Origin of the sequence: Mucilaginibacter paludis DSM 18603 (genome assembly GCF_000166195.2) — a bacterium.
Lineage (GTDB): Bacteria > Bacteroidota > Bacteroidia > Sphingobacteriales > Sphingobacteriaceae > Mucilaginibacter > Mucilaginibacter paludis.
The window spans coordinates 4472588-4484693 of the sequence record NZ_CM001403.1 but is presented as its reverse complement, the minus strand read 5'-3'; the positions used below and the strand labels follow the sequence as shown (position 1 = coordinate 4484693).

The window sequence follows — 12106 nt, the reverse complement described above, 5'->3', positions numbered from 1 at the left end:
TACTTAAGTTTATCGACGATTAATTTTCTTCCTTTTTAATATCGCCTACCTGCTGTTTGAAGGTACTATGTGCATGAGGATTATGTATGCCTAAATTAACAGACGGATTTCAAGATGTAGATTTGAAACAGAAGCAGGCCTAAAAAGCATCCGCCCCTATCTCAAATCTGTCACCTCACATCTTCATATTACTCAACCGTAACCGATTTGGCCAGGTTACGAGGCTGATCTACATTGCAATTACGCATAACTGCAATATGGTAGGCCAATAATTGTAATGGTATAGTGGCAATCAATGGAACAAAGGCTTCATTGGTTTGTGGAATCTCGATCACATAATCAGCCATTTCTTTTACATCTATGTCACCCTCTGATACAATGGCAATTACCTTACCTTTGCGCGCCTTTACTTCCTGGATGTTGCTCACCACTTTTTCGTATGAGGAATTTTTGGTGGCGATAAACACAACCGGCATTTCCTCGTCAATCAGGGCGATAGGGCCATGCTTCATCTCGGCAGCCGGGTAACCTTCTGCGTGGATATACGAGATTTCCTTCAGCTTCAGGGCACCTTCCAAGGCAACAGGGAACGAGCTTCCGCGGCCTAAAAACAAGCAATTGTTGCTATCTTTAAACTTTTCGGCTATGCTTTTAACTTGCTCATTGCACTCCAAAGCGCGTTCAACCAGCTCAGGTATTTCGTTTAGTTCAGTAAGATACTCAATCAGTTTGCTTTGCGTAATTGCACCGCGTTGCTGGGCGGCATAAAATGCAATCAGGGTAAGCGCTGTAACTTGGGCAGTGAAGGCTTTGGTAGAGGCCACACCGATTTCGGGGCCCGCATGGGTATAAACACCCGCGTGGCTGGCCCTTGGTATAGAGGCACCTACCACATTACATACTCCGAAAATGGTTGCTCCTTTTTCTTTAGCCAGTTCAATAGCGGCCATCGTATCCGCGGTTTCGCCGGATTGCGATATGGCTATCACCAGGTCTTTTTCGGTTATTATGGGGTTGCGATACCTAAATTCGGATGCATATTCTACTTCAACAGGTATGCGTGCATACTCCTCAATCAGGTATTCGCCAACCAGCCCGGCATGCCATGATGTTCCGCAGGCCACAATGATAATACGGTCAATGTTTTTTAACTTCTCGGTATATTCTTTAATACCGCCAAGCTGTACTTTACCTGTTTTGGGGTATATCCTACCTCTTAAACAATCGCGTATGGAACGGGGTTGCTCATAGATCTCTTTGAGCATAAAATGATCATAACCGCCTTTCTCCAGCATTTCCAGCTTGATATCAAGCTCATGGATATACGGCGTTTGAATCGTATTGTCGATATTCTTAACCAGCAGATCGTCTTTGCGGATATAAGCTATTTCGTTATCATTTAAATAGATCACATTCCGGGTATACTCAACTATCGGTGTAGCGTCCGATGCTACAAAGTATTCGCCTTTACCAACCCCAATCACCAACGGGCTGCCTTTGCGCGCCGCTATTAGCTGATCTGGTTCATCGCTGCTCATAATTACTATGGCGTAAGCACCAACAACTTTGTTAAGTGCAACACGTACAGCTTCGCGCAGGTCCAGGCCTGTTTCATTTTGGATGTTTTCAATCAGGTGAACCAACACTTCGGTATCGGTATCGCTTTTAAACACATGGCCGCCGGCTATTAAAGCCTCCTTTATTACGGCGTAGTTCTCAATAATGCCATTATGTATAATAGTCAATTTACGATCGCCGGATGAATGCGGGTGCGAGTTACGGTCGCTCGGGGCGCCGTGTGTAGCCCAGCGCGTGTGGCCCATGCCTATCCTGCCTTTTAAATCAATGTCTTTAACAAAGTTTTCAAGATCACTAACTTTACCGGCTTTTTTGTAAACCTTTAAATCGGTATCAAACAGCGCAACGCCGGCACTGTCGTACCCCCGGTACTCCAACCTGTGAAGTCCTTTTATTACAATAGGATAAGCATCCCTGTAACCTATATAACCTACAATTCCGCACATAGAAATATTTTTATAATAAATAAAAAAAAAGCACCGCTTTTGTTGGACACAAAAGTGGTGCTAATATCTTAATTAAGACGAATAATTTATGATGATACTAACTACTATCTTTATTTTGATACTTTGTTATAGATGATGTTTAGCTTCATTTTATAAGCGGATGTTTTATCACCGCCTACAACTACCCGGGCGCCAACGTCGGCAGCATTAGACACACTGATTGTAGCGGAGCCCGATGATGATCCAACGGTATCTGTTGGTGCTATAAAAGTACCATAGTCAACCAATTTACTGCGCATCAGGTCTTCAATATAACCTGTAATTACATAATGATATGATTTGTGGTAGTTATCATAAAACCCACCGAAAGAGCCAACAGCAATATAATGCAAATCACCTGAATAAGCATCAGGTATTAACTGGCGCTGCAGGGCAATATCATACCTGTACATGGTTAAACGTGGCGTAGGCTGAAAAGGCACATAAGTACCCGTAACCGGGGTAACAACCAATTCCGCGCGGTTTAACACAATATCGGTGGTTGCGGTGGTTTGCGCCTTTAAAATATTTTTTAAATACGGGAAACTGATCTTCGCCCTTAAACCCGATAATCCTTGTAAATAAAGCGTACCATCAGATGGTTTGGGATTATCCAATTGAGCCTGTAAAGCTGTAGGATAAGTATGCTTGATTTGTACCGCATGCGGTGTACCCAAAGGCAGCACTATATGGGCAGTATCAATAGTACTGCCATTAACTACATGGTAGTAAACATCAAGGCTGGTAGAATCGCCCGCCATTTGGAAAAACATAATTCCGCCAACATTATTGGATTGATGCGCCTTATCCAAAGTTATATACAGCCCTTTGATGTAGTTTTGAAATACCGAGTTTGTATTTAACTGGTTGCTGGTGGCATTAAAAAACTTATTGGTAACAAACGATTTATCAAACGGGATACGTATTTGAGGCTTCACCCTCTTAGCTGTATCTGCGGCTCCGCTAACAATCTCATTTATCGTAATAGCTGTTTTTGGCCTTGGATAGAATGATAATGTCCCTAATAATGTTGAATTATAAGACCACACCTTTCTGTTGTAATACGATTTACTAAAAACGGGCTCTGCTAACTGATATACATTCACTTTATAATTGGTGTTTAACGAATCGCCGTAAAATCCGTCGGCATACTTCATAACGATCATGGCCGAATCAATAGTGATTGTTCCTGTAGGCAAGGTGTAAGCAGATGTGCTTGGCAAATTTAAGGCTGCCGCGATGTTGGTTTCGGTTGTACCCAAAATAGGATCCACAAAATACGCTAACGGTACCTTGGCTATATTGGTAGTCATTACACTATCATCCGGCACTGTGGTTGTAATAATTGTAGATGTATCGATCAGCGTGGTTTCCAACGCTTTGCTCGAGTCGATAGGCAAGCCTATACTATCAGGATTTTTACAACTGCCTAAAATAAAAAGACTTATTAACAGTGTCAATAAGTCTATTCTGAAAAATTTCATATATAGTTTTTTCTTATGCAACGTGTACCAATTCATCGTTGGTAATTTCGTCGTAAAAATTGTAATAATTTTCGAAATCTGAAGTGAATTCGTAATCTAAAGTCAATTTATTGCTGTTTTTAACATTATTTAACACCTCAGGGTCGATATTAGCACTACCTAAAACAATCCCGTCAGAATAATGGATGGCTCCGGCATATAATGATGAGTTTGTTCCCGGTTTATACACTTCGGTATTTGTCTCGGTCATATCGCTCATTACTGCTTTGCGTGCGAAATCAGAATCCAATGTTTCTTTAAAATCATTCTCATAAATAGAGTAAACTGTTTTTGAGTTTTTAAATGTTGGATCGTCTTTATAAGTTGTTTTTAAATAGGCGGGTACAAGCGCACTCATCCAACCGTGGCAATGTACAATATCGGGGGCCCAGCCTAATTTTTTAACGGTTTCCAGTGCGCCCTTGCAAAAGAAGATCATTCTCTCATCATTGTCGGCATAAAATTTACCATCCTTATCTCCAAACACTTGTTTGCGTTGGAAATACTCTTCGTTGTCTAAAAAGTACACCTGCATACGAGCTGCAGGTATAGAAGCAACTTTAATGATCAAAGGATTGTCATTATCGTTGATTATAATGTTCATACCCGATAACCGGATCACCTCGTGCAACCTGTTCCTGCGTTCATTAATATTACCGAAACGAGGCATCAGGATACGGATCTCAAATCCCTTATCCTGCATAGCTTGTGGCAGTTGCCTTGTAATTTCGGAAATTTTAGTGAGTTCTAAGAAAGGAGACATTTCATGAGTTATGAACAAAAGCTTAGATTTACCCATCTCTAGTCAGTATTAATTTTATGTAAAGAAGTCAAAAAATTTGAGTTTGCAAATATAAGCATTATCTTATGATATATCAACGATTTATGCAAGTAGTTTTGGTAATATTTAAGCAATTGTTAATCTTTGCCACCTTTTATAAAGTGTAGCCGTGAAAATCTTTACTACCAGGATCAGCCTTCAGGATTATTTGTCACAAAGGCATTCCGCCGGGAAAACATTTGGCCTTGTACCCACCATGGGAGCATTGCATAATGGGCATGTTTCGTTATTAGCCACTGCAAAAACTTATACCGATGAAGTGATTTGCAGCATCTTTGTTAACCCCACGCAGTTTAACGATCCGAAGGATCTGGAGAAGTACCCACGCCCAATTGAGAGTGATATTAAAAAGCTCAACGAGGCTGGTTGTGATGTGTTGTTTAACCCCACGGTTGACGAGATGTACGGCCCCGACGAGCACTGGCACCTGGATATAGGCCCACTTGAAAATATACTTGAAGGTAAATACCGCCCCGGGCATTACCAGGGTGTAACGCAGGTAGTTTACAAATTTTTCGATATCATCAAACCCGACTTTGCATTTTTTGGACAAAAAGATTATCAGCAAGTGATGGTGATCAGCCGGATGGTTGCACTGTTAAACCTGCCGGTTAAAATGGTGATGTGCCCCATCATTCGCGAGCCTGGCGGTTTGGCCATGAGTTCAAGAAACGTGCACCTGAGCGCGCAAGACCATGAGAACGCACAGGACTTGTCGGAAATTTTAACTCTTGTAAAGCAACAGTTTAGCCAGCACTCAACTGGCGAATTAAAGCAGATAGCTATTGATGCTTTAAAAGCCAACCCCAGCATACAGCTTGATTATTTTGAAATTGTTGACGCCGATACCTTGTTTGAGCCAAACCCTGATACCCAAAAATTGGTAGCCCTGGTAGCTGCAAAAGTAGGGAGCACCCGCCTGATAGATAACATTATTTTAGACTGACATTTGTATTAGGTTAAGCCAAGGCAATATTTATAATTTTGCAGCATGATAATTGAAGTTTTAAAATCGAAGATCCATCGGGTTAAAATAACACAGGCGGAGTTGAATTATGTGGGGAGTATTACGATTGATGAGGATCTGATAGAAGCAGCCAATATTATCCCGAATGAAAAGGTGCAGATTGTAAATAATAATAATGGGGCCCGTTTTGAAACCTACGTGATTAAAGGCGAACGTGGCACGGGTACCATCTGCCTTAACGGGGCTACGGCCAGGCTGGCACAGGTTGGCGATATTGTGATCATCATGTCGTACGCATACATGGAAATGGATGAGGCACGTCAATACCAACCGATATTAGTTTTCCCGGACGGGGATAATAGATTGATTAAATAAGTTTGTATTTTGGCATAAGTTATTTGTTCCTGCCATGTGTTTACGAATTTATTTTTTTCTCTTTTTTTTTCTATCTGTCTCATGGGCTGTTGCTCAAAATCAAAGTATTTTTTTTCTGAAAAATAATGGAGTCGAGGTTAAAACCCGCGATAGTGCTGATTTTATTAGAATAATAAGTGAGCCTGATTCGGGTACTACATTATTTAATATCAAAGAGTATTATGTCAATGGAAAAATTAAATTCATTGGAAAAGCTACTCAATTTGATAAAATTGTGTTAGAAGGCCCGTCTGTATCCTTTTATCCTTCTGGTAAAAGATCACAAATGGGTACGTATTATAGGGGTAATTTGGTTGGAGATGTTTACACCTATTATCCCAACGGAAAAATTTATAGAATTATTAATTATAACTACTTCAAGGCTCGCGGTCTCTTAATTTACAACGGCTGCCAAATTAAGACATCTAATGATTCTACTGGTAAAAATTTAGTTACTGAAGGTAACGGATATTCGATAACTTATGATGACGAATTCAAAAATATCTTTGAGGAAGGCCCTATCAAAAACGGTGTAAAAAACGGTATATGGAAAGGTAAAACTTTAGACAGTAATCAAATCAGTTATACGGAAAGTTACAGAGATGACAAATTAATCAGTGGCAAATCAACTGATAAAAACGGTAAATTTTATTCCTACAACATTCACTATAAATCAGCTACTCAAATTCATGATGATGGTTCTTTATTTAAAGCCCTTAATTTAGATAGTAAACAACCAATCAGTAAAAACCAAGGTGAAGTAACCTTTTATATAGATAAAGATGGGGCAGTACTTGACTTAAAAATAATCGGAAAATTAGATGATGTATCAAAGTCTGATATATTAACAGCTGTTAGCAGAAAATGGAGCCCTTGTCTATTATGTGGGGTGCCAATAAAAGCATTTATGTCATTTCCGATAAAATGTAAAGAAGATCATTAAATTACAAAAAAACTTTACAGCAAGCCATACAAAAACCTATCTTTGCATCCCGAATGCAAGAATCGGGAATTTCCCCCTTCAGCGCATAGCAATAAGTCCTCTGCTTTTTAACTGTTGACTTAGAACTTTAGACTTTTTTATAAAAAAGCCCTATGCCAAAAGACACCTCCATTAAATCAGTACTGATTATCGGTTCAGGACCAATTATTATTGGCCAGGCCTGCGAATTTGATTATGCCGGCTCACAAGCTGCACTTTCGTTAAAAGACGAAGGAATCTCCGTTTCAATCATCAACAGTAACCCGGCCACCATCATGACGGACAAGGTTATTGCCGATCATGTGTACCTGCTGCCGCTTGAACCTGAAAGTATTGAAAAAATTTTACAAGAACAAAAAATTGATGCCGTTTTGCCTACCATGGGTGGCCAAACAGCCCTTAACCTTTGCATTAGTGTAGCAGAACGGGGCATTTGGGAAAAATACGGCGTTAAAATTATTGGTGTTGATTTAGCTGCCATTGAAAAAACGGAAAACCGCGAGGCATTTCGTCAATTGATGGTTGACATTGGTGTAGGTGTAGCCACATCAAAAATTGCCAACTCTTTTTTAGAAGGTAAAGAGGCAGCCCAGCAAATCGGCTTCCCGTTGGTTATTCGCCCGAGCTATACGCTTGGTGGCAAAGGCGCGGGCTTTGTACACAAAAAAGAAGAATTTGATGCCGCTTTAAGCCGCGGCTTACAAGCCTCGCCAACACACGAAGTTTTGGTTGAGCAAGCTGTTTTAGGCTGGAAAGAATTTGAGCTCGAGCTGTTACGCGATGGTAACGATAACGTGATCATCATTTGCTCTATTGAAAACTTTGACCCAATGGGTATCCATACGGGCGACTCGATCACCGTGGCACCGGCCATGACATTGAGCGACCGTTGTTACCAGGATATGCGTAACCAGGCTATTAAAATGATGCGCGCCATTGGCAACTTTGCCGGCGGTTGTAACGTGCAGTTTTCGGTTAACCCGGTTAACGATGAAATTATCGCTATCGAAATTAACCCCCGCGTATCCCGCTCATCCGCGTTAGCGTCAAAAGCTACCGGATACCCTATCGCCAAAATTGCTGCCAAACTGGCCATAGGTTATAACCTTGACGAAATTGAAAACCAGATCACCAAAACCACATCAGCTTATTTTGAGCCTACCCTGGACTATGTGATTGTAAAAATCCCGCGCTGGAACTTTGATAAATTTAAAGGCGCCAACCGCGAGTTGGGTTTGCAAATGAAATCGGTAGGTGAGGTGATGGGCATTGGCCGCAGCTTTATCGAGGCTTTGCAAAAGGCTTGTCAAAGTTTAGAGATTGGCCGCGCCGGTATAGGCGCCGATGGCAGGCAAAGCCGCAACCTGGAAGAAATTATGCACAGCCTTGAAAAACCAAGCTGGGACAGGCTGTTCCATATCTATGATGCCATGAGTTTAGGCGTGCCGATAGAATCTATCCGTAAGGCTACCAAAATTGACAAATGGTTTTTAATCCAGATACAGGAACTGATTAACATAGAAGCCGAACTGCGCCGCTATTCGTTAAGCAACATACCCGAAGAGTTTTTCTTTACGCTGAAACAAAAGGGCTTCAGCGATATACAAATTGCATACATTTTAGGCAATACATCCGAAGAGGATGTTTACCAGCGCCGCAAGGCCTTGGGCATCAATAGGGTATACAAAATGGTTGATACCTGCGCCGCCGAGTTCCAGGCTAAAACACCATACTTCTACTCAACCTACGAGGGCGAAAACGAATCGATTGTTTCGGATAAAAAGAAGATCATCGTTTTAGGTTCGGGGCCTAACCGTATTGGCCAGGGTATTGAGTTTGATTACAGTTGTGTACATGGTTTACTTGCCGCTAAAGAGTCGGGGTTTGAGGCGATCATGATCAATTGCAACCCCGAAACAGTTTCTACCGATTTTAACATGGCTGACAAGCTGTACTTTGAGCCTGTTTTCTGGGAGCATGTACGCGAGATTATCGAACTGGAGAAACCCGAAGGTGTAATTGTACAATTAGGCGGCCAAACGGCCTTGAAGATGGCCGAAAAGCTGCATGAGCATGGCATCAAGATCATCGGTACATCTTATGACAATATGGATATCGCTGAGGATCGCGGACGTTTCTCGGATATGTTGAAAGACCTGGATATTCCTTACCCCAAATATGGGGTTGCCGAAAATGCTGAAGAAGCCATAGAGGTTGCTCATCATGTTGGGTACCCTGTTTTAGTTCGTCCCAGCTATGTTTTGGGTGGACAAGGTATGAGCATCGTAATTAACGATGAGGACCTGGAGACTGCCGTAGTTAACCTTTTGAAGAACCTTCCGGGCAACCGTGTACTGATCGATCACTTCTTGGACCGTGCCGAAGAGGCTGAGTCCGATTCGATCAGCGATGGGGAAGACGTGCACATCATCGGGATGATGGAGCATATTGAACCGGCCGGTATCCACTCGGGCGATTCTAACGCGGTATTACCGCCATTCAACCTGTCAGAGAACGTAACCAGGCAGATGGAAGAACATACGGTAAAGATTGCCAAGGCATTAAACGTTCGCGGCTTACTGAACATCCAATTCGCTATCAAAAACGAAATGGTTTATGTAATTGAGGCCAATCCACGCGCATCACGTACTGTTCCGTTTATAGCCAAGGCTTACGATGTTCCTTACATTAACATTGCAGCCAAAATAATGCTGGGTGTAAACAAATTAAAGGATTTTACCATCGAACGAAAACTGAAAGGTTACGCTATCAAGGAACCTGTATTCTCTTACGATAAATTCCCTGAAATAGAGAAAGAGTTAGGCCCCGAAATGAAATCAACCGGCGAAGCCATCCGTTTTATTCCGGATCTAAACGATCCTTATTTCAGGCACTTGTATAGCACTAAATCGATGTATTTGAGTAAATAAAGCATTGATCCGGGAGTTTTGAGTCCAAAGTGCGGAGTCGAGAGCCTTGAGTCAGGAGCCCATAGTCAGCAAATGATTATGGGCTCTTTTTTTTAATGGCGATGAAACTATGTTTATTCGCCGACTATAAATTATAAACCATGCTTAGCTACAATGAACCATCAATCATAAACTGAAAAACCATGTACTATGGTCTATCGACCATAGTACACCAACGACTTCCCTCACTCCTCTACCATCAGCCCTGTAGCCTCAAAAGTAAGGCGTTGCCGAGGATTAGTTTTTACCTGGTGTTGCTTCTTCCCTTTAACTGTGTCGCCGGCAAAGTGCTGCATATCATCTGCAATAAATTCCTTTTGGGCAACCCCCTCTATCATTACCGTTCTACCTTTTAAGGCGGTTGGTATGGTAATGTTATAATCTTTAAAATGTACCCGGATAATTTTGCCATTGCCTGCATCCATCCTGAACCATCCTCCTTTAGGATGATCAACCTTCAATACCTTGCCGGTTAATGTAGTAGATATGCGCGTTTTTTTACCCATAAAAGCTTCTACATTAGCTGCAGGTATATTCTGCCGCGAGTTAACCTGTTGCCCAAAGGTCATGCCATGAGGTAGTGGTGTATGTTTTTGCGCCAGTAAAATTACAGGCATCATTAACGTGGTGATTATACAAGCAATTTTCATTTCGTATCTTTAACATTAATTTGAAGTTTAAGTTTAGTTAAAAAGCGTTAAATTAATTGCAAATTCATCGAAAATTCATTTTTTATGGTGAGTTTTACACACGCGAGGTGCCTGTTAGGCATTGCAGATAAAAAGTAATGAAAAATAGAACTCAAGAAAATTCATTACAATTAAATAATTATATAAATGAAAAAACTATCTACCATTACAATTCTGTCCTTTATTTCGTTGATTGCCATTTTTGGTATCAGTTGTAACAAATCGAGCGATAGTGGTGTCACTGTACCTACTATTTCAACATATAGTGTAATAAGCGGAGTAACCACCACCGCCGCCCAGGCTTATGCAGCGGTAACAGGGTATGGCGGCGCTACGCTAACAGCTAACGGGCTTTGCTGGAGTTCAACCAACCAAACGCCAACCATATCTGATACTAAAAGCAGCAGCAGTGTTGATACCATTTTTTTCTCGGCTAATTTAACCAGCCTGACACCTAATACCACTTATTATGTAAGGGCCTATGCTACCAACAGTGCAGGCACTGGCTACGGAAATGTGGTGAAATTTAAAACCAATAGCGCTACGTTTGCCATAACAGCAACGGTAAGCACCTTTGCAGGAAATGCTAACGGTGGAGGTTTTGTTAATGGTACGGGAGTAAATGCCCAATTTCATAACCCGCAGGGTATTTGTACCGACGCACAAGGTAATATGTACGTTGCCGACTCGTATAACAACGTGATCAGGAAAATTACCGCCGCCGGCGTTACCACTACTTATGCCGGAACCGGAACTTTAGGCTATTTGGATGGCCCCGCAGCCACAGCCCAGTTTTACGCGCCAAAGGGCGTAGCCGCCGATGCGCAAGGCAATATTTATGTAGCCGATATGGGTAATAATATGATCAGGAAGATCAGTGCAGCTGGTGTGGTAACAACCCTTGCCGGAAAAGGTAGCGCGGGTTATGCTGATGGTACCGGAGCCGACGCAGTTTTCAAATCGCCGGCCGGACTGGCTGTAGATGCATCGGGTAATATTTACGTAGCAGACCAGGGAACTAATACCATACGCAAAGTGACATCGGCCGGTGTTGTAACAACATTAGCCGGTGCGGCAGCCTCCGGACAAGTTGATGCAACCACCAATACCGACGCACGATTTAGTTCGCCCAGCGGCGTAACTGTTGACGCCTCCGGAAACGTATATGTGGCAGACCTGGCTAATCATGCCATCCGTAAAGTAACTTCAGCTGGCGTAACAACAACAATAATAGGTAATCCTATACTTAGCAAAGTTGTCCCTTCTCCGTCAGGTATCTATGTTGATGCCTCCGGTAATTTATTTATAACTGATGCCAGCGGACAGGTGATGGAAATTAATGTCACCACCAATATCATCTATTCGTTAGCGGGTGTTGCTGGTACTTCCGGTTTTGCCAACGGAACAAACATCAATGCCTTGTTTAATGGGCCACAAGCCTTAACGCTGGACTCACAGGGGAATATTTACGTGGTTGACTACTATAATAACATGATCCGTAAAATCGTGGTAACAACACAGCAATAATCAATTAAACCGGGAGGTATGTAGATAAGCGCTTCCGGATACTGTTTATTTGCAATCAATAAAAAAATCACTTGTAACATGTTGGACACCACGGTAAAAAAGCCGGAGGATCCATGTGTTCCAAGTGATTT

General features: G+C 42.0%; 9 protein-coding genes. 5 read left to right on the top strand and 4 right to left on the bottom strand.

The genetic code is table 11. The annotated features are described in order from the left end of the window. Positions 1-188 precede the first annotated feature (188 nt). From glmS to MUCPA_RS18915, 3 genes are all read right to left on the bottom strand, one after another. Positions 189-2024, bottom strand: coding sequence for a glutamine--fructose-6-phosphate transaminase (isomerizing) (gene glmS / locus MUCPA_RS18925; protein WP_008508602.1), 1836 nt, complete (start codon positions 2022-2024; stop codon positions 189-191). A gap of 110 nt (positions 2025-2134) precedes the next feature. After that, entirely contained in the window at positions 2135-3547 is a 1413-nt protein-coding gene (locus tag MUCPA_RS18920; protein WP_157543944.1) for a DUF4270 family protein, read from the bottom strand. A 13-nt stretch (positions 3548-3560) separates the two neighbouring features. After that, the gene (locus MUCPA_RS18915) at positions 3561-4385 is read right to left on the bottom strand and encodes a glycogen/starch synthase (RefSeq protein WP_008508598.1); all 825 of its coding nucleotides are present in this window, start codon (positions 4383-4385) and stop codon (positions 3561-3563) included. Positions 4386-4536: 151 nt separating this feature from the next. Between MUCPA_RS18915 and panC the strand changes: the two genes are divergently transcribed. The 4 genes from panC to carB all read left to right on the top strand — a co-directional run bounded on the left by panC (position 4537) and on the right by carB (position 9720). Then, complete coding sequence (panC, locus tag MUCPA_RS18910; RefSeq protein ID WP_008508596.1) at positions 4537-5373, top strand: pantoate--beta-alanine ligase; 837 nt, start codon at positions 4537-4539, stop codon at positions 5371-5373. A gap of 45 nt (positions 5374-5418) precedes the next feature. Further along, the gene (gene panD, locus MUCPA_RS18905; RefSeq protein ID WP_008508594.1) at positions 5419-5769 is read left to right on the top strand and encodes an aspartate 1-decarboxylase; all 351 of its coding nucleotides are present in this window, start codon (positions 5419-5421) and stop codon (positions 5767-5769) included. 34 nt (positions 5770-5803) lie between these two features. Further along, the gene (locus MUCPA_RS18900; RefSeq protein WP_008508592.1) at positions 5804-6751 is read left to right on the top strand and encodes a toxin-antitoxin system YwqK family antitoxin; all 948 of its coding nucleotides are present in this window, start codon (positions 5804-5806) and stop codon (positions 6749-6751) included. A 152-nt stretch (positions 6752-6903) separates the two neighbouring features. Further along, positions 6904-9720, top strand: a complete 2817-nt coding sequence (gene carB / locus MUCPA_RS18895; protein WP_008508590.1) for a carbamoyl-phosphate synthase large subunit — start codon at positions 6904-6906, stop codon at positions 9718-9720. A gap of 224 nt (positions 9721-9944) precedes the next feature. Here carB and MUCPA_RS18890 read toward each other — a convergent pair whose 3' ends face one another. Beyond that, the gene (locus tag MUCPA_RS18890) at positions 9945-10409 is read right to left on the bottom strand and encodes a DUF4920 domain-containing protein (RefSeq protein WP_008508588.1); all 465 of its coding nucleotides are present in this window, start codon (positions 10407-10409) and stop codon (positions 9945-9947) included. A gap of 186 nt (positions 10410-10595) precedes the next feature. On the opposite strand from MUCPA_RS18890, the gene MUCPA_RS36255 reads away from it, so the two are divergent. Further along, positions 10596-11975, top strand: a complete 1380-nt coding sequence (locus MUCPA_RS36255; protein ID WP_008508587.1) for an NHL repeat-containing protein — start codon at positions 10596-10598, stop codon at positions 11973-11975. Positions 11976-12106: the final 131 nt, after the last annotated feature.

Bases quoted from the DNA above. Each gene is read 5' to 3' on its own strand.
- glmS (WP_008508602.1), bottom strand. From the start codon at position 2,024: ATGTGCGGAATTGTAGGTTATATAGGTTACAGGGATGCTTATCCTATT.
- MUCPA_RS18920 (WP_157543944.1), bottom strand. From the start codon at position 3,547: ATGAAATTTTTCAGAATAGACTTATTGACACTGTTAATAAGTCTTTTT.
- MUCPA_RS18915 (WP_008508598.1), bottom strand. From the start codon at position 4,385: ATGGGTAAATCTAAGCTTTTGTTCATAACTCATGAAATGTCTCCTTTC.
- panD (WP_008508594.1), top strand. From the start codon at position 5,419: ATGATAATTGAAGTTTTAAAATCGAAGATCCATCGGGTTAAAATAACA.
- MUCPA_RS18900 (WP_008508592.1), top strand. From the start codon at position 5,804: ATGTGTTTACGAATTTATTTTTTTCTCTTTTTTTTTCTATCTGTCTCA.
- carB (WP_008508590.1), top strand. From the start codon at position 6,904: ATGCCAAAAGACACCTCCATTAAATCAGTACTGATTATCGGTTCAGGA.
- MUCPA_RS18890 (WP_008508588.1), bottom strand. From the start codon at position 10,409: ATGAAAATTGCTTGTATAATCACCACGTTAATGATGCCTGTAATTTTA.
- MUCPA_RS36255 (WP_008508587.1), top strand. From the start codon at position 10,596: ATGAAAAAACTATCTACCATTACAATTCTGTCCTTTATTTCGTTGATT.